This is a genomic window from Methylobacterium sp. GC_Met_3 (assembly GCF_026540775.1).
Lineage (GTDB): Bacteria > Pseudomonadota > Alphaproteobacteria > Rhizobiales > Beijerinckiaceae > Methylobacterium.
This window is the reverse complement of sequence record NZ_JALNUL010000004.1, coordinates 178,659-196,223: the sequence shown is the minus strand read 5'-3', so window position 1 is coordinate 196,223 and position 17,565 is coordinate 178,659. Positions and strand designations below refer to the sequence as shown.

Genomic DNA, 17,565 nt, shown 5'->3' with positions numbered 1-17,565 from the left:
GATCACCGCGGCTGTGACTGGCTGGCCCAGCGATGTGGATAGGGTCGCGGTCTGTCCAGGCTGAATGGCGTTGGCGATGCCGGCGAGAACAATCAGACCGTAAAGAGATCACAGGCCTGACCAAGCCGCCGCGGACACGGCCAAGTTTTGGCCCACGGCGCAGAAGTTGCGCCCCACGCAGGCAGGTCCAGCGCATGGCCGGGCTTCGCGGGCGAGGCGCGATACGGCCGAAATGCATAATTCTTGCTGGTGAAGGTCGTCGGGCTCTGCGCTCGACCTCCACGCCCGCTCCGCAGTCATCTCCCCCCTCTGTCTGAGGGGCGGCCGTGGATGCCCGGCGCCCGGTCACCGGGGCGGCGGATTCGGAGCGCCGGCGCATCCCGGCCCGAAGGGTGAAGCTTGAACTCTGCCGCCGGGCCTGTTTATTGACCAGGGGACAATTGCGGAGGTCACGTCCCGTAATAACGCGCTCGTGCGGCCGCTCGTCAGGCTCGACCACCCCCGGACCCGTTCTGGTACGACCGCCCGCGGCGCGCCTCGATCCACGGATCGGCACCACGGAGGTCGGTCGCTCCGGGGCCGGGTTGGATCCGCACCCAGCGCCAGACGCGAAGGTCCCACGCACATGACAGATACCGGCGATGAGCCAGACAAGATGGCTGAAGTTGCCGGGCTGGCGGCGGCGATTGCCGATCGCATCCTCGATCAGCATGTGGCGGGCGCGTCGATCCCGCCCGAGCAGTTCAGAATGCTCGTCCGCGCCGCCCGGATGCTCCTGGATAACGGGGTGCCGTGGCCACCATCGGTCGAACACGTCGTGATGGAGGTCGCCCGACGCCTGCAGGATTTCGAGGCGCCCGCCACATCCACCGCGCCCTCAGAGGGCGACGACGTGGTCGTGCAACTCACGCGGAGCCTGGGCGCCGTGAAACGATCCTGAAGCCTACCTTGAGCAGGCAGGTGCATCCCGCGGCAGGCCCGTCCCGATGGAGCAAAGCCCGCCGGTTCTTCGTTGCGGTGTTCGAGGCGGGCGGCGTCGCCGTCTCCGCCGGGGCCATCGCGGGGCCATACGTCGAAGTTGAACGCGCGTCAGGAGGTTGGCCGGTTGGCTCATGTGATCCCGATCGCCGCCGTAGGGGCGGTTGCCTTGCTGGCCTGCGGCTCCGCGCAGGCGGCCTCCGACATCACCATTGCGGCGATTGCGACCGGGCGGCTCTATGTGGTCGGCACCACCGATCAGCCGCATATGCCGGTGGTGCTGGACGGCCGATTCCGCACCGAGTCCGACGATCAGGGCAAGTTCCAGTACGAGTTGGTCTATCACCCGCCGCGTTGCATCGTCTCGGCGGCGATCGCCGGCAAAGCCTACGACGCGGTGGTCAGCAATTGCGGCGAGCAATGCGCGATTCCCGATTCCAGCGACAGCGGCAAGATCCGCGACAGCGGCAAGATCCGCGACAGCGGCAAGATCCGCGGCACCGACACGTCCCGCGACATCGGCGAGACCCGTAGCGTCACCGATTCCCAGCATGCCGAGGGTCCGGGACCGGGCCGGCCGGCGGACTCGGCGGCCGGATCCGAGGCACCGGTCAGCGGGGATCGCGAACCGACGCCGCCGGGATCCCGCATCGTGCGACCGCCGCTCCCGCCGCAGAGGCCGACCTCCGGTCTCGGCACCTGAACGGGCGCGGTCGGTTCAGGCCGGCGACGCGAGGGGCTTGCCCTTCTCCACCGTGTAGGTTCCCGCCACGCGCGTCGATCCGGAGCCGTTGCGCAGGCTATGCGGGGTGACGGCCGGGACCTGGAAGCTGTCGCCGGCCCGCAACGTGCGATTGGGCTGGCCGTCGACGAGCAACTCCGCCTCGCCCGCCAGGATCACCGAGGATTCGATTCCCGGGTGCGTATGGCGCGCGACGGTCGCCCCGGGCGCGATCTCGGCGGCGACCTGCACGACGACGTAATGCCCGCCCGGTAATTCCTCGGTGCTGAGGATCGTGCGCGTGACGCCGGAGGTTTGACCGGCCGGCTGCGCCTGCGCTTCGACCGCGACGGCCGTGAAGCCGCTCGAGAGCATGCAGAGCGCGCAATTCACGAAGCTTCGTCTCGACAGCATGGGCGTCTCCTCGCATTCGCGCGCTTGTTTGTCCCGATTGCCGATCGGTCACGCGCAGCCGTCACGATGGGCCCAGTTCCGGCGGCTCGTAAATGCCTGGTTGCTGGATATTCATGGCCCGCCGGATCGAATGAAAGCAGTCGATCGCCGGTCTTATGTCGGCCGTGAGCTCTGTTTGGCCGCCATCGCGCGCCGGATCCACGGCCGACCGGCACGAAAGAGCCCGCTCCGGCGATCGGAGCGGGCTGAGTATGCCATTGGGGTTTGGGAGGCGCCAGACAACCAGAGGGGAGGCCGGGCCGCATCACCTATTCGAAGGAGGCCTGGGACCGATCTGACCGGATCTCGGCCGCCGCAGCCCGATCAGGCCAGGAGGGCGGCGAACACGGAGACGATGAGTAGGAACGCGCCCGACGAGGCGAGCACCGCACTGCCTTCACGATGCTGGAGGACGAAGGCACGGACTGCAGGGAACATGCACGGGACCGGAGATCAAGGATCGTCCGATCAGGGGTGCCGTCGAACTGTGCCCGTTCGAAGGCTCAGGCGGGTCGGGATCGCGCGATCCGTGTCCTGTCGCAGACCGGCAACAGTCCGGCCGCCGCGTCGTCAGCGGCTTCGGGCGTTCGCATCGCGCACGGCACCCGCCGCAGCCGCGCTGAGCGCCGCACTGATCACGACGAGGAGACTTGCGGAGATCATGGAACAGGCTCCTTGGACTAGAGCGAACCAGCACCGAGGATAGTTAATAACCCGTTAAACAGGCTCTGTTTGGAACGAGCTTTCCGTTGAACCAGTGCCAGGAGAAATCGTGGCCCGCAACATCAGTAATGAACCATAACGCTGAGCTTGTGCCGCGGCGAGGCCGGCTTGCGGATCGTCAACAGGGAAAGCGGAGGCCGGCCCGCCCGATGCCGGCGCATCGAACGAGACCTTGCGGGCGTGCGCGATCACTCTGCAATCGGGCACGTCTCTCATGCTTCGGTGTGAAGTTTTGCCTTACGCCGGACCGGTGGCCGCCGCGGCAGAGCGCACGCTAAAGCCAGCGCTCGTCGATATCCGTGGCGTTTCGTTCGGCGAGGGGCTGCGTTTCGTCGCCCTGGGCGAAGACCACGATATCGTCGGGGCCGACATCGCGGGTGGCATAGAAGTCCCAACGGCGATGGATGACCCGGGGACCACCGAAGATCCGGAAGGCGTTCCAGTACCTGTCGTCGCGGAAGCCGACATAGTGGACGCAGCGCGTCGTCATCCGCCGGTTATCGGCGCTGAGGTGCGTCCTGCCGCGAGACCCACCGCGCCAAGCGCGGCCGCAGGGGCAGTGACAGGCGATAGGTTGCCTCGGCGATCGCCAGCACGGGGCGGAAGCCGAGGATGCGCAGGCCGATCAGACGGCCGAGCCAGCGCCAGCCCGGGAGACTCGTCCAGAGATGGGCGAACGCCTCGGCACCCGAGACCAGCCGCCCGTCCGCCGTGCGGACGTGGAAGCGTCGCAGGGCGGCCTCGTGGGTCAGGCCGGGCGCGAGCGTCGGAGCGGGCTGAGAATGCCCGACATCGACGAAGGCCAGCCGATCGGCGCCGTCGCAGGTGCGATAATGGCCGATCTCGGCGCGGCAGAGCGGGCAATCCCCGTCGTAGAAGATCCTGAGGGTGTCGCCGGATGTGCCGCTGGTCATGGGTTCGTCAAAGCCTCAATTGGCAGGCGGGATCAGGATCAGCTTCCCCTTGAAGGGCGCGGCCTGGTTGCGGGTGCTGGTGCAGGCATAGGTCTCCTCCCCCGCCTTCATCGTCCGCAGGCGCAGCGTGCCCTGGCCATTCTGCTTGATCGTGTAGCCCTTCTCGCTCTCCACATGGACCAGATCGCCGTCCGAATGCTGGATCAGCCCATTCTCGAACTGACCCGGCGCGGTGAGGACCACGGGGGCGTCGGCGCTGCTCTTGATGTGGAGCACGACGTTCGTCTCCGCCGGCAGACGGAGCTCGGCCGGATCACAGACCGGCTTGCCGTCCTGCATGCTGATCGTCAGTTCGACCGGCGGCGTCACGTCGCTCGCCGGGGGCGGAAGCGGCTTGCCCTGCGCGAAGGCCGGCCCCGCGACGAGACAGGCGACGAGGACGGCCGCGCCACGGGTGAGAGTCGGCATCAGGGGCATCTCCGGGACGGGTTTTCGGCGGCAGCCACGCGGCGTGAGCCGACAGGTTCGGCATAAGCCGACGGTACCGTCAGAAAGGCGACGCGCTCCGCCCTGTTCCCGGGCGCAACGCCGCACCGGGACCCGTCGGGCGGGCCTGCCCCGAGGTCAGTCGAGCGCGTAGCCGAGCAGGCCCTCGGTCGCCTGCCCCTCGCACTTGGCGTCGGTCGACACGAAGTGGTCCCGGCCGCCGGCGAGGCAGCGGTAGATCGGGTGGCTGCCCGGGCGCGGCGCCTCGTAGAGATAGCCGGTCTGCCCCAGCGGGGTCCGGCCCTCGCAGTTCGGATCGCGGCTGACGAAGTGGTCCGCCCCGGCCAGGCAGCTCATCAGCTTGGCGGTGCCCGGCTTCGGCAGGAGGAACAGCGTCCCGAGCGCGGTCTCCATCGTGTAGCCGGGGGCGATGAAGCCGGTCGTGACCCAGTGTCCGCCCGGTCCGAGCGCCCGCTTCAGGGGCGCACGGTCGGCGGCCGGGTTCTCGGTCGCCGCGGCGATCCGCCAGGTGCCCGGATAGGGATCGCCCCCGGAGAAATAGACCGTGACGGATGGCAGGAAGGGCGTGAGGCTGCCGAAGGGGTCGCGCTGAAAGCCCGGGCTGTGATTGAGGTAGAACCCCGTCACGTCCGTGTTCAGGTCGCCGGCCGGGACCCAGGTCGCGGGCGCGCCGCTCAGCAGGGCCTTCAGCGGCATCCGGTAGAGACCCATCTGGAAGGTCTCCCGGTCGGGGTTGCGGGCCGGATCCTTGCAGGCGACCTGCTGGCAGTTGCGCCCCGGCAGCCCCGTGATGACGTAGACGTCGCCGGATGACGGGTCGTAGGCGAAATCGGAATTCGGATTGAGGGTCGCGCCGTCGGTGGTCCGGTTGGGCACCCGGACCGGCGGATCGAAATGCACCGCGTCCGCCGTCCGGCGCACGTACAGGTCGCCGAACCCCGCTACGCCCTGCGGGCCGGTCAGGTCGGTGGTGAAGACGAGCAGGCTGGAGCGGCCGTCGAGGTTGATGGTCGCCGGCTGCCCGGCGCCGTAATTGCCCTGGGCCACGGTCGGGTTGAGCGGGGCGATGACCGGCTCGGGGTAGTCGATCCAAGTCACCTTGTCGTTGGAGAAGGCCAGCCCGGTGTGGTTGTTGTGGCCCGGCAGGTTGTCGGCCCCCGAATAGTACATCGCGTAGGCGTAGGGCTGCCCGTCCGCGGGGTTGCGGAACGCGCCCTTGATCACGCTCGGGTCGCAGACATACTGGCGGTTCCAGGATCCCGGCGTGGGCTGGAAGACGACCTGCGCCGGCGAGAAGCCGCCTTGGGCGGTGAAGGTCCGGTGGAAGATCACGTCGGTCTTGCCCTGGCCGCACCACCAGATATCGGTCGTCTGGCCCTCGACGATGACGCTCGGGGCGTAATTGTATCCGCTCGGATTGGCCTCGTTGACGAACAGGGGCTGTGCCCCGGGGCCCTGCCAGCCGGCTTGCGCCACGGACAGGGACAGCGTCGCCGTTGCGGCGAGGGCGAGACGAAGCAGCTTCGGTTTCACGGCCATCCTGTTCCGGCGCAGAGAGCGCCACCGACCCAGCCCGTCTCGCCAAGCCGGTTATATCGCGGCACGGTCACGCGCCCAGCATGGCCGCGGGCGATTCGAATCGGTGCCCGAATCGCCCCGACGCGCGACTTGACGGACGCGGCCGGATTTCACACACTTGGATTACCGCTGCCTGTAAGTCCCTGTATCAGCTTGGGAACCGCGCTCACGCGAGCGCGCGGCACCGGGGCGCGGACATCCGCGTGTCCGGGCTGGAGGACGGGATCGAGCCCCGCCGTCCCACAGGGGCAAGGATCCGCTGGAAGGATTGTGAAGGCCCGTGAATTCGACAGCCCTGTTCACGATGGTGAGCCTCGTTCTCGGATGGGCCATCCTGGCAGGGGCTGCGCTCGCGAGCGGCCGGGTGCCGACCTTCGCGTTTTTGATCCTCACGGTGATCGCGCTCTACCTCTACGTGCCGTGGGTTCGGCTGCGCGCCAGCGGGATCGACGGGTCCAGCCGGCCGGTCCGGTTCTGGACGAACGCCGCCATGCTGATCGTCACGGTGGCGGCCTGCCTCGCCCTCTGCGTGATGCTGGCCCGTCGGATCGGGTGGCTGTGATCGGGGCCCGGTTCCGGGGTCATGGGGCCGTGACGGCCGCGTCGGCGCGGCGCCACTCGGCGCGCGCGTCGGACCAGCGGTTCGAACGGTCCGATCAGGCGGGATCGGCCCAGATCTCCAGATAGGTCGCGTCGAACTGCGCCAGCCGTTCCAGGCGTGGGCGATCGAGGAACGTCAGCTGGCCGCCGCGCAGATGGATCAGCCGGCTCTCGCGCAGGCTCTTCAGCACCCGATTGACGTGGACCGGGGTCAATCCCAGTGCGTCGGCGAAGTCGCTCTGCGTGATCCGCATCTCGAAACTGTCCTCGGTGGCGAAGCCCACCGTCGCCAGCCGCCAGCGCAACTCGCACAGGAGATGCGCCATCCGCTCGATCCCGACCCGGCGCCCCAGGCTGACGATCCATTCCCGGGCGATGGCCGCCTCGCGGCGCAGGCGGTGGCCGAGGATGGCGGTCAGGTCCTGATGATCGAGGGTGGCGATCCGCGCCAGGGAGATCTCGCCGACCGTACATCGGGTGAGCGTGTTGACGGCATAATCCGCGCGGTTCGCCACGATCGCTTCCGGATCGCAGATATCGCCCGGTATCAGGATGGCGGTGATCTGCCGCCGCCCATCCCGCAGCATGCGGCTGCGGCAGGCATGACCGGCGAGCAACAGATGGGCGACCTCCGGCTCGGCGCCGGGCAGGAGCAGATCGTGCTGCTTGGGAATGGACCGCTCGCGCATGGGCAGGCCAAGCTCTCTCGCGAACCCATCAGGGGTTGCCGGACGGGTCCCAAAGAGCTGGGCCAGATCGGCCATTGGGGCAGTGAGCATAGGACGCACTCCAGGCCATTGGCGATGCGCCAACCTGGATATTCACAAGCGCGTGAGATCAACGCATCTTCGAGTACAAGTCGGTCGGATATGATTGGACCAAAAGTCGCTTTAGTATTTTCCGAAGCGTACGCAATCGGACATTAGATATTTGCACGATTTAATTGCGCATTCATCGATCGATTGCCGTCACGGTTGGATCTGAATTTGAACGAGGTCAGAGCCAGCGACACGCCCTCGCGCCACAGCCGCTGCGTGTGTGACGAGCCCGCGGTCGCGACGGGCTGAAGCGCCCGGGTCTGCAGGTCAGGCTATTTCGGGCTCATCCGTCGCCCGAAGGCACGATATTGATCTAGATCTATCGACTAAAACCTATGTTAATATCATGTCATTCGTGTCGCGGGCGGATAACGACGTCTTTTTCGAAAAAAGTTTTGCGTTGATTTCATGAAGGAAAATTGGATTTCGATCATTTAAATCGTTCTCAATGCGTCCGTCGACCGAACCGATGTCCTAAAGCCGGGTTGGGCAGGGAGCGAGGCTCGATGCTCCCGTGGAGTACGGGACCTGCGGCCGATCGTGCGGTGGGCTTAAGCGCGCCGTGCCTCACGCGAGGAACACTCTTCATGTACTATCACGACAAGCGCCTGCAGTACCCGGTCAAGGTCGACAGCCCGGATCCGATTTACGCCCGTATGCTTCAGCAGGCGATCGGCGGTATCGAGGGCGAGATCCGGGTCGCGTTCCAATACTTCTTCCAGGCCTGGGGCAACCGTGCTCCGACGACCAAGTACCGTGACATGCTGCTCCACACGGCCACCGAAGAGATCGGCCACATCGAGATGCTGGCGACCGCGGTGGCGATGAATCTCGAGACCGCCCCCACCAAGGTCCAGGAGGCCGGCGCGGCCGATGCGATCGTCGGCGCCGTGATGGGCGGCGAGAACCCGCGCCACATCGTCGAGGGCATGCTGCACAAGACGCTGCTGTCCACCGGCATGGCCGCCTTCCCGGGCAATTCCGACGGCTTGCCCTTCGACATGAGCCACATCTACGCCAGCGGCAACATCGCGGCCGACATGTACTGCAACGTCGCGGCCGAGAGCACCGGGCGCGTCCTGGCGGTGCGCCTCTACAACGCCACGAACGATGCCGGCATGCGCGACATGTGGAGCTTCCTCATCGCCCGGGACACGATGCACCAGCAGCAATGGCTGGCGGTGATCGAGGAACTCGGGGGTCACGCCGGCACCCTGCCGATCCCGAACTCCTTCCCGCAGGAGAAGGAAAACCAGAAGTTCAACTACAACTTCTTCGGGACCGCTGCGGACGGCTCGCCGCCCCCGGCCGGCCGCTGGACGGAAGGCCCATCGCTCGACGGCAAGGGCCAGTTCAGCGTCGTGCAGAACCAGCCGATGGGCGAGGAGCCGGTGCTCGGTCCGGCACGCCCGGACAGCGCGGCCGAGACCCAGCAGATCGGCTGACGGCACGGCGCTCCGAAGCGCCATCGGTGCGGACTAGGACAGGCAGGTCTCAGAACGGTGACAAGCGCCACATTCGTCGAGGGTCGCGTCTGCCTTGCCCGCACCGACGCGGAGCGTACCCCGCTGGTCCGGCGGCTCGGCCGGATCGAGGGCCAGGTCCGGGGGCTGCGGGCGATGATCGAGGCGGATCGCTACTGCCTCGACGAGATCCAGCAGATCCGGGCGGCCAGCGCCGCGCTGCGCGAAGTGGGGCTTCTGATCATCGGCCAGCATCTCGAGGCGGGCCTGGCTCTGGCGACCCAGCCGCAGGACCGCGAGGCGGTGCTGGAAGACCTCCTGCGCGTCCTGCGGTCCGGCATGACGGAGGCTCGGTCGGGTTGACCGGTTCCGCCTGCGGCGGCTCCGCTTGCGGCAATCGGGGTCGGCAGGGAGGCGGGCTCAGTGACGCGTCAAGGTCTCGACCACCGTGCCGTGCTCGATCGTCTCCGAGAAGCGGGCCAGGCGCCGTTGGCTCGCTTCGCTCAGGCCACCGGCATGGGCGAAGGTGGTCAGCGCGATGCCGACGAGAAAGCGCGCCTCCTCCTCGGTCACGGCGCGTCCGCTCAGCGTGCTGGCCGCACCTCGCACGGCCAGCACGGCCTGCTGGAAGGCCGGATCGTCTTCGAGGTCGGACAGGCGTGTCATGCGTGTAGTCCCGAGTTCGGCGTCCGGTTGCAGCACTACGGCTTCGCTTCGCCGGCCGCCAGCGCAACATGCTTCCGTGCCGGTGCGCAGATGCTGCGTCACGCAGGACAGGTTTTCGCGCGAGACATCCGGAGCGAAAGCGTGCCGTCGGCCCACTATTCCGCTCGGATTAGCAGTCGGCACATCATGGATCAATCTTAAGATCTCGATATCGGCTGATCTATGTTGCGGCGATCGTCCTGGGAACGGGCGCTAATGGCCGGACCGATACTCTTTATTCCTCATAGGTGATCGGCGATCATGCTTCGACATGCCAACGACGGCGGGACAATCGCCCCGCAGGCTCCCCGGCTCCCCGGCAGCGTCCAGTCTCACCTGGGCCATCTGCTCGCTGCGACGTACGCACAGGATGTGATCGAGCCACCCATCGCGGATCGGTTCGCCGACCTGCTGCAGCTCCTGGATGCGGCCTTCGGTAAGGCCCAAGACGGCCACGAGAAGAGGTTCCAGGCTGCCCTGCTGCGCCTGGTGCCGAACCTGCAGCGCTTCGCGCGCTCGCTGCTGCGCAACCATGTCGGAGCCGACGACCTCCTCCAGAACACGCTGCTGCGGGCGTGGCGCTCGCGGGCCAGCTTCGCGCCGGGCACGAACTTGGAGGCGTGGCTGTTCACGATCATGCGCAACCAGTTCTACAACGAGCACCGCAAGCGCGGCCGCGAGGTGCAGGACGAGGACGGCGCGCAGGCGGAGCGGATGGTGTCGCTGCCCGAGCAGGGCGGCCATCTCGACCTAAGCGACGTGCGCGTCGCCCTCGACCGGCTCGCGCCGGCGATGCGGCAGGCGCTGGTGCTCGTGGCGATCGAGAACCTCACCTACGAGGAGACCGCTTCCGTCATGCAGTGCCGGATCGGCACCGTGAAGAGCCGCGTCTGGCGCGCCCGGACCCAGCTCGCCGAGCTGCTGGGCTATACCGGCCTGGAGGTCGGCACCGACGAAGTCATGCTGGCCGCCGCTGGGCCGCGGGGCCGGAGACCCACCACGATCTCCTGATTGCGACCCACGGTCAGGGCTCGCCTCGGGCACCCAGCGCGCGTAGGAACGTTCAACCGTCACGCGCGCCAGGAGCCGTCGGTCCCGCATGCCGTTGCCCGAGTTCGCCCGCCGGACCCTCCTCCTCGGTCTGCTCCTGATCCCATGCGCGTTTCCGGCCCGGGCGGCGCCCGGACCTGCGGCGCGTGCCTGGCTGTCGGATCTCGTCATGCGGATCGATGCCGCCGACCGCGCCGAACGGCGGCCGGGATCGGGGCGGCGGGGCGGCACCGTGGTGGTCCATGTGGAGATTGCCCCCGACGGGGTGTTGCAGCGAGCCGAGGTCGAGCGCAGCTCAGGCTCGCCCGATCTCGACCAGCGGGCGCTGCGCGCGGTCCGGGCCGTCGGTCCGCTCTCGGCACCGCCGGCGGGTCTCGTGAGCAGCGGAGGCGTGGCCGACCTCAGCATTCCGGTCGAACTCGGGCGCTGACCGGTCTGCGGCCCGGCGACGACGCGGTCGCCGGAGCCCTCTTCCGGTACAGCGGGGCTGGATGATCGGCCGCAACGCGAAGTTCGGAATCCAAGAGTCCTAAGAGGAGCGGCGCGGATCCGGCGATGATTCCGCGCCGCAGGGATCCGCGACGCGGGACAAACCCGGTCCCGCACGCCCACGGTGCTTGAGGCCAAACCCGCCGGCAGCCTATGAGCGCGGTCACGGCGGCGCTTCCGCGCGCGCAGCCAACCGTTCCCACGATCCTCCCGGAGGTCGATGTCGGGCTTCAGCTTCATCCACGCGGCCGATCTGCATCTCGGCTCGCCGCTGTCGAGCCTGGCGACCCGCGACGCGGATCTCGCCCGCCGCCTCGCCGCGGCCGGGCGGCACGCCTTCGAGGATCTGGTCACGCAGGCGATCGAGCGGCAGGTCGCCTTCGTGGTCGTGGCCGGCGACGTCTACGACGGCGACTGGGCCGACAACACGATAGGCCTGTTCTTCGCCCGGCAGGTGGCCCGCCTCGACCGGGCCGGCATCCCGACCATCCTGGTCCGCGGCAACCACGACGCCGAGAGCGTGATCACCAAGTCGATCACCCTGCCCCCCTCGGTCCACGTCTTCGAGGCCAAACGCGCCGGCACTCACCGCATCGAAGCGTTGCGCGTCGCCCTGCATGGCCGCAGCTTCGAGAACCGGGCCGTCCCGGAAAACCTGTCGCTGACCTACCCGGAGGCCCTGCCGGGCTGGTTCAACCTCGGGATTCTCCATACCTCCTGCACGGGCCATGCGGGCCATGAGACCTACGCCCCCTGCTCGATCGCCGACCTCCAGGCCCGGGGCTACGATTACTGGGCGCTCGGCCATATCCACGAGTATGCCGAGCTGTCCCGGGATCCCTGGATCGTGTTCCCCGGCAATCTCCAGGGCCGCAGCATCCGCGAATGCGGTCAGAAGGGCGCCGTCCTGGTCGCTGTGTCCGACGGACGGGTGACCGGTCTCACCCGCCTCGCCCTCGACCGCGCGCGGTTCGAGCAGGTGTCGGTGGATCTCTCCGACGCCGCCGATACCCGCAGCGCGATCGAGGCGGCCGAGGCGGCCCTGCGGCCGCTGGCGGACGCGGCGGCGGGCCGCCTGGTCCTGGTGCGCGTCCACCTGACCGGCACCACGAAGGCCCACGACGCGCTCGCTGCCGACCGGGACGGCGTGACGGCCGAGATCCAGGCCGCGGCCCACCGGCTGCACGAGGATCTCTGGCTGGAGCGCCTGAAGATCGCGACGCGTCGGCCGCCGGCCGCAGTCGAGTCCTCCGGTGCCGCGATCGACCCGGCCGCCCTGATGGCGGATCTCGACCGCGATCCGGAATTCCGGACCCGGGCCAAGGCCGCCCTTGCGCAGATCCGTGGCCGTCTACCCGCTCCGGTCGCCGCCGAGGCGGATCTGGAGGCCGAGTTCGATGCCCTCTGCGCCGAGGCCGAGGCGCTGATCCTCGGCCGTCTCACCGGCCGGCACTGCTAAGTGGATCGAGAGCCCCGATGCGCCTGATCCACCTCGCCCTGGAGCGCTACGGCGCCTTCACGGACCGCACGATCGCCTTCCGGCCGGATGCGCGCCTGCACGTGGTGCTGGGTGCCAACGAGGCCGGCAAGAGCACGGCGCTCGCGGCCGTCACCGACCTGCTGTTCGGCTTCGGGAAATCCACCCCGTACGCATTCCAGCACGACATGCCCCTGCTGCGCCTGGGCGCCGAGATCGTCGCCGCGGACGGGCGCCGGCTGAGCTTCCGCCGCCGGAAGGGCAACACCCGCACCCTGATCGACGCCGCCGAGGCGCCGATCCCCGACGACGCCCTGGCACCGTTCGTCGGCGGCATCTCGCGGACCGTGTTCTGCCGCGCCTTCGGCCTCGACGCAGCGAACCTGCGGGCGGGCGGGCGCGAGATGGTCGATGTCGAGGGCGAGGTCGGGGCGAGCCTGTTCGCGGCGGGTTCCGGCCTGCGCGGGCTTACGGAGCTGCACGCTGACCTGGAGGGGGAGGCGGACGCGATCTTCACGCCCCACAAGGCCAAGCACCGGACCTTCTACCAAGCGCTGGAACGCCACGACAATGCCCGCCGGACGATCCGCGAGACGAGCCTGCGCGCGACGGATTGGCGTGCCCTGAACGACGAGATCGCGGCCGCGGCCGGCCAGCTCGAAACCCTCCGCGACGGCCAGAAGGATTTGGCAGTCGCGCGCGCGCGGCTGGAGCGGTTCAAGCGGGTCCGGCCGATCCTGTCCGAGATCGATGCCCTGGCGCAGCGCATCGGGGCCGAGGATGGCTTGGTCGATGCCGATCCTGCCTGGATCGACCGCCTCGGTATGGCCCTCGCGGCGTGTCGCGCCGCGGAGGCCGAAGCCGAACGGGCCGGCTCCGCCGTCGCCCGCGCCCGGGACGACGCGGAGGCGGTGCCCGTCGAGCCGGGCCTGACGCTCCGGGCCGACGAGATCCTGGCGGTTTTCAGTGGCACCAAGGAATTCGAGAAGGGCGGCACCGACCTGCCCCGGATCGAGGGTGAAATCTACAAGGTCGACCTGGATCTCGAACGGCTGCGCGCCCGGATCGGCCTTGCCGACCTCGCGGCCCTGGAGGCCGGCCAGCCGACCGACGCCGCCCGGGCCCGGATCGACCGGCTGATCCGGGACCACAGGACACTCGCGGCCGCCGAGGACCAGCTATCCCGCGATCACGCGGCGGCGCTCACTGAGCGCGACCGTCTGGCCGGGGAGATCGAGGCGGCGGGCGCAACCCGCGATCCGACCCCGCTCCGCGAGGCGCTGAAGCCTCTAGCGCGCCTTCACGAGCGGATTGCCGCGCACGACAGCCTCAGCGCCAACATCCGGCACGAGACGGCGCTGCTGCGCAATCAGGCGGCCCGGATGGCGCCGGCCATCTCGGATATCGCCGTCCTTGTCCGGACGCCCCTGCCCCACCCGGAGGCGGTGGCGGGCTATCGTGTGCTTCTCGACGGGAAGGCCCGCGAGCGGGAGCGGGCCGCCGACCACCGCGACGCGGCGCAGCGTCAGGTGAAGGCCACCCGGGACCGGCTGCGCGAGCGCGCGGCCGGCCAGCCGATCGCCACCCGGGAGCGCGTCGCGGCGCTTCGGGAGGCGCGCGACGCGGCCTTCGCGCCGCTGCGCAGAGCCCTCGAGTCGGGGCGCATGCTGGAGTCCGCCGAGATCGCGGCTTACGAACGTGCGCGGCTCGACGCGGACCGCTTGGCCGACGCGCGCGCCGACGACGCCGCCCGGGTCGCGGCCCACGCGGCCGACCTCGACCGCCTCGCCGCCGAGGAGGAGACCCTCGCCGGCGCCCTGCATGAGCTCTCCGGGATCGAGGCCCAGATCGCCGAGGGCGAGGCCGCGTGGCGCGCGGCTTGGGGGGGTACCGGCATCACCCCCGCGTCGCCGGTCGAGATGGCGGCGTGGCTCGCGGAGGTCGAGGACCTGGTCGAGGCCGAGCAGCGGCTCTCGGGTGACCGGCTCCGGCTCGATGAGACCCGCGCCGCGATCGAGGCCGCCCGGGCGCCTCTCGCCGAACTGAGTGCCAGAGCCGGGCTCGACGCCTCGCCCGGGATCGAGGTCGGGCCGGCTCTCGAACGGCTCGAAGCGCGCCTCGCCACGCTGACCAGCCGCTGGGAGGCCAGCCTACAGACCGGCGGGCTCCTGCGCGCCGCGCGCGCCGCGGCCGAGCGGCTGGACGCTGCCCGGGCCGAGACGGCGAACCGCCGAGCGGGGTGGCAGAGTGAGTGGAGCGCGGCGCTGCGGCTCATCGGCCTCGACGCCTCGGCCCGGCCCGAAGAGGCCGAGAGCGCCCTGGAGGCGTGGCGGGCGGTCCCCGAACGGCTCACCGAGCGCGCCGCGCTGACCCGACGGGCCACCGGCATCCGGCGCGACATGGAGACGTTCCGGAATGCCGCTGCGGCCCTTGTCGAAGCGCTCGCCCCCGATCTCGTGGAGGCCGGCCCCACGGCGGCGATCCGCGCCCTCCACGGCCGGCTCGTCGCCGCCCAGGCCCACGAGGCCCGGCGGGTCGAACTCGACCGGCGGTTGGACGAGGCCGCCAAAGCCGGTCGTGCCGCCGCCGACGCGTTGACGACCGCGCGCGCGGTGCTGACCCGCCACGTCGCCGCACGGATGCCGGACCAAAGCGATGCGTCGATGCCGGAACTCGAAGCGCTGTTCGGCCGTCTCAGCGCCCGGGAGGCGCTCCGTGCCGAGGCGGAGCGGCTGCGTGTCAGCCTCGCGGGCGCGTCGGATGGGCTACCGGAGGCCGAGCTGCGTGCCGGGCTCGAGGCGCTGCCGCCCGAGGCGATCGAGGCCGAGCTGGCCCGGCTTGCCCTTGAGGCCGAGGAGTTGGAGGAACGCGGCCGGGTGATCTTTTCCGACCGGGACAGGGCTGAGCGGCGCCGGGCGGAGCTTGAGGGCGGGACCGGCGCCGAATTGGCGCTCGCCGAGCGCAAGGCCGCGGAAGCCGATCTTCAGGCTGCGGCCCGTTCCTGGGCGGTGCTGCGGTTGGCCGGGCTGATGCTCGGTCAGGCGGTGGCCCGGCACAGGTCGGGCCAGCAGGATCCCCTGGTGGCCCGGGCCGGGGCGCTGTTCCGGTCGCTTACCGGCGGCGCCTTCTCGGGCCTCGCCCAGACCTTCGACGAGGCCGATACCCCGAAGCTCGCCGGGCAGCGCAGCGGGGGCGGATTGGTCGGAATCGAGGGCATGAGCGAGGGCACCCGCGATCAGCTCTACCTCGCCTTGCGGCTCGCCTATCTGGAGGATTACGCTTTGCGCGCCGAGCCGGCGCCGTTCATCGGCGACGATCTTTTTTCGACGTTCGACGAGGCGCGCACCGGGTACGGCCTCGACGCGCTCGCCGAGATCGGCGCTGCGTTGCAGCCGATCCTGTTCACCCACCACCGCCACGTGGCTGAGATCGCCCGTGCGCGGCTGGGGGACGCGGTGGATGTGGTGGCTTTGTAGGGAGCGGGCTTCAATCGCTCATGAGCGGTTGTCTCCGCGGATCGCCCCTTTTGCGGAGGAAGAAGAGACGCAAAGGCCGCTCCAGGCCTCCTCCTACGAAAGCTCGCCGACCCATCACGCCCCGAGATACCGCGCCTCCAGATGCGTCCGGAACGCCGCCGTGCCGAGCGGCGCCCCCGTGGCGCGGGTCAGCAGCGCGTCGGTTTCGAGCAGGCTGCCGACCTCATGCACGTTCGCACGCAGCCAGCGCCGCAGCGGCGCGAAATCGCCCTGCGCCAAGCAGCTTGGCAGCGCCGGCTCGGCCGCCCGGGCAGCCCGGAACAGCTGGGCAGCCGCGAGCGCGCCCAGCGTGTAGGTCGGGAAATAGCCGAACGCGCCACTCGGCCAGTGGATGTCCTGCAGGCAGCCCATCCGGTCGTCCGGGACCGTGAGACCCAGCAACTCCCGCATTCCGTCGTTGAATGCCCCCGGCAGATCCCGCACCGCGAGATCGCCCGCGATCATCGCGGTCTCCAGCCGGTAGCGCAGGAGGATGTGCGCCGGGTAGGTCGCCTCGTCGGCATCGACCCGGATGAAGCCCGGCGCGACCTGGGTGTTGAGCGCGTGCAGGTTCTCCGGAGACCATTCCGGCCCCGTGCGCCCGAACGCCTCCCGCAGCAGAGGCGCCAGGAAGGTGAAGAACTCCCGGCTCCGGCAGGCCTGCATCTCGACGATGAGCGACTGGCTCTCGTGCAGGCTCATGCCCCGAGCCGCGCCCACCGGCTGGTTGCGCCAGGAGGCCGGCCGGCCCTGCTCGTAGAGGGCGTGACCGGTCTCGTGCAGCACACCCATCAGCGCGCGGCCGAAATCGGCCTCGTCGTAGCGGGTGGTGATCCGCACGTCGTCGGTGGCGCCGCCGCAGAACGGGTGGAGGCTGATGTCGAGCCGACCCCGGGTGAAGTCGAACCCCACCGCCTCCATCAGCTTGAGGCCGAGGGCGCGCTGCACCGCCACGTCGAACGGGCCGGTCAGCGGCACCGGCGCCGGGCGGCCGGCCTGGATCTCCCGGGCCTGGGCGATCAGCCCCGGCAGCCACGAAGTCAGATCGGAGAAGAGCGGGTCGATCGTCGCCCGGCGCATGCCCGGATCGTAGCTGTCGAGCAACGCATCGTAGGGGTCGAGCCCGAGGGCTGCGCCCTTGGCCTGGCCGATCTCGCGTTGGAGCCGCAGCACTTCGGCGAGGTGGGGCTCCAGCTTGGCGAAGTCCGCGTCGCGGCGCGCCTCGCGCCAGACCATCTCGGAGCGGGAGACCGCACGGGAACTCGCCTCGACGAGGTCGCGCGGGACCGCTGTGGCGTGGGCCTGCGCGCGGCGCATCTCGCGCAGGTTGGCGGCGGACCAGGCTTCGAGGCCGCCTTCGCGCTCGGCCGCGTCGAGATCCCCGGCCGCCTCGGGCTCGGTGAGCATCGCGTGGGCGAGGCCGCGCAGGATCGCGAGCTGGTCACCCCGCGCCGATGCCGCGCCGTCCGGCATCAGGGTCTGCGCATCCCAGCCGAGGATCCCGGCGGCCCCTTCGAGGGCGGCGAGGCGGGCGAAGCGCTGTTCGAGGGTCTGGTAGGCGGTCATGCGGTCTC

The 17,565-nt window shown here is 69.6% G+C and carries 17 protein-coding genes and 1 pseudogene; 9 read left to right on the top strand and 9 right to left on the bottom strand.

What is annotated here, in order from left to right; genetic code table 11:
* Nucleotides 1–3: 3 nt before the first annotated feature.
* Nucleotides 4–96, bottom strand: a pseudogene (locus OXS27_RS32640) (EamA-like transporter family protein); the annotation flags it as partial.
* A gap of 559 nt (nt 97–655) precedes the next feature.
* Between OXS27_RS32640 and OXS27_RS08200 the strand changes: the two are divergent.
* Entirely contained in the window at nt 656–940 is a 285-nt protein-coding gene (locus OXS27_RS08200; RefSeq protein WP_243927155.1) for a hypothetical protein, read from the top strand.
* A 174-nt stretch (nt 941–1,114) separates the two neighbouring features.
* Nucleotides 1,115–1,681: a hypothetical protein gene (locus OXS27_RS08195; protein WP_267355516.1), complete on the top strand. Its 567-nt coding sequence runs from the start codon at nt 1,115–1,117 to the stop codon at nt 1,679–1,681.
* Between the two features lie 15 nt (nt 1,682–1,696).
* On the opposite strand, the gene OXS27_RS08190 is transcribed toward OXS27_RS08195, so the two are convergent.
* The 5 genes from OXS27_RS08190 to OXS27_RS08170 all read right to left on the bottom strand — a co-directional run bounded on the left by OXS27_RS08190 (nt 1,697) and on the right by OXS27_RS08170 (nt 5,835).
* Nucleotides 1,697–2,113 (bottom strand): cupin domain-containing protein, encoded by a 417-nt coding sequence (locus tag OXS27_RS08190; RefSeq protein WP_267355438.1) that lies wholly within the window; start codon nt 2,111–2,113, stop codon nt 1,697–1,699.
* A gap of 1,036 nt (nt 2,114–3,149) precedes the next feature.
* Nucleotides 3,150–3,365, bottom strand: a complete 216-nt coding sequence (locus tag OXS27_RS08185) for a hypothetical protein (protein ID WP_243927151.1) — start codon at nt 3,363–3,365, stop codon at nt 3,150–3,152.
* A gap of 7 nt (nt 3,366–3,372) precedes the next feature.
* Complete coding sequence (locus OXS27_RS08180) at nt 3,373–3,789, bottom strand: DUF393 domain-containing protein (RefSeq protein ID WP_267355437.1); 417 nt, start codon at nt 3,787–3,789, stop codon at nt 3,373–3,375.
* A gap of 15 nt (nt 3,790–3,804) precedes the next feature.
* Nucleotides 3,805–4,257 (bottom strand): cupredoxin domain-containing protein, encoded by a 453-nt coding sequence (locus tag OXS27_RS08175; RefSeq protein WP_243927147.1) that lies wholly within the window; start codon nt 4,255–4,257, stop codon nt 3,805–3,807.
* A gap of 156 nt (nt 4,258–4,413) precedes the next feature.
* A complete protein-coding gene (locus OXS27_RS08170) occupies nt 4,414–5,835 on the bottom strand; it encodes a hypothetical protein (protein ID WP_243927145.1) in 1,422 nt (473 codons plus the stop codon).
* Nucleotides 5,836–6,154: 319 nt separating this feature from the next.
* On the opposite strand from OXS27_RS08170, the gene OXS27_RS08165 reads away from it, so the two are divergent.
* Nucleotides 6,155–6,436: a hypothetical protein gene (locus OXS27_RS08165; RefSeq protein ID WP_243927144.1), complete on the top strand. Its 282-nt coding sequence runs from the start codon at nt 6,155–6,157 to the stop codon at nt 6,434–6,436.
* A gap of 94 nt (nt 6,437–6,530) precedes the next feature.
* Here OXS27_RS08165 and OXS27_RS08160 read toward each other — a convergent pair whose 3' ends face one another.
* Nucleotides 6,531–7,163 (bottom strand): Crp/Fnr family transcriptional regulator, encoded by a 633-nt coding sequence (locus tag OXS27_RS08160; protein WP_243927142.1) that lies wholly within the window; start codon nt 7,161–7,163, stop codon nt 6,531–6,533.
* A 716-nt stretch (nt 7,164–7,879) separates the two neighbouring features.
* Here OXS27_RS08160 and OXS27_RS08155 point away from each other — a divergent pair.
* Nucleotides 7,880–8,737: a manganese catalase family protein gene (locus OXS27_RS08155; RefSeq protein WP_243927139.1), complete on the top strand. Its 858-nt coding sequence runs from the start codon at nt 7,880–7,882 to the stop codon at nt 8,735–8,737.
* A 57-nt stretch (nt 8,738–8,794) separates the two neighbouring features.
* The gene (locus OXS27_RS08150; protein WP_243927137.1) at nt 8,795–9,118 is read left to right on the top strand and encodes a metal-sensitive transcriptional regulator; all 324 of its coding nucleotides are present in this window, start codon (nt 8,795–8,797) and stop codon (nt 9,116–9,118) included.
* A gap of 57 nt (nt 9,119–9,175) precedes the next feature.
* Here OXS27_RS08150 and OXS27_RS08145 read toward each other — a convergent pair whose 3' ends face one another.
* The gene (locus OXS27_RS08145; RefSeq protein WP_243927135.1) at nt 9,176–9,421 is read right to left on the bottom strand and encodes a hypothetical protein; all 246 of its coding nucleotides are present in this window, start codon (nt 9,419–9,421) and stop codon (nt 9,176–9,178) included.
* A 300-nt stretch (nt 9,422–9,721) separates the two neighbouring features.
* Here OXS27_RS08145 and OXS27_RS08140 point away from each other — a divergent pair, with 300 nt between their 5' ends.
* From OXS27_RS08140 to OXS27_RS08125, 4 genes are all read left to right on the top strand, one after another.
* Complete coding sequence (locus tag OXS27_RS08140) at nt 9,722–10,471, top strand: sigma-70 family RNA polymerase sigma factor (RefSeq protein WP_267355436.1); 750 nt, start codon at nt 9,722–9,724, stop codon at nt 10,469–10,471.
* An 88-nt stretch (nt 10,472–10,559) separates the two neighbouring features.
* Nucleotides 10,560–10,940 carry an energy transducer TonB gene (locus OXS27_RS08135; RefSeq protein WP_267355435.1) on the top strand — a complete coding sequence of 127 codons (381 nt, stop codon included), beginning with the start codon at nt 10,560–10,562 and terminating at the stop codon, nt 10,938–10,940.
* Between the two features lie 279 nt (nt 10,941–11,219).
* On the top strand, nt 11,220–12,458 hold the full coding sequence (locus OXS27_RS08130; RefSeq protein ID WP_267355434.1) for a DNA repair exonuclease: 1,239 nt from the start codon (nt 11,220–11,222) through the stop codon (nt 12,456–12,458).
* Between the two features lie 17 nt (nt 12,459–12,475).
* On the top strand, nt 12,476–15,952 hold the full coding sequence (locus OXS27_RS08125) for a YhaN family protein (RefSeq protein ID WP_267355433.1): 3,477 nt from the start codon (nt 12,476–12,478) through the stop codon (nt 15,950–15,952).
* A 114-nt stretch (nt 15,953–16,066) separates the two neighbouring features.
* Here OXS27_RS08125 and OXS27_RS08120 read toward each other — a convergent pair whose 3' ends face one another.
* Nucleotides 16,067–17,557, bottom strand: coding sequence for a carboxypeptidase M32 (locus tag OXS27_RS08120; protein ID WP_267355432.1), 1,491 nt, complete (start codon nt 17,555–17,557; stop codon nt 16,067–16,069).
* Between the last annotated feature and the right edge of the window lie 8 nt (nt 17,558–17,565).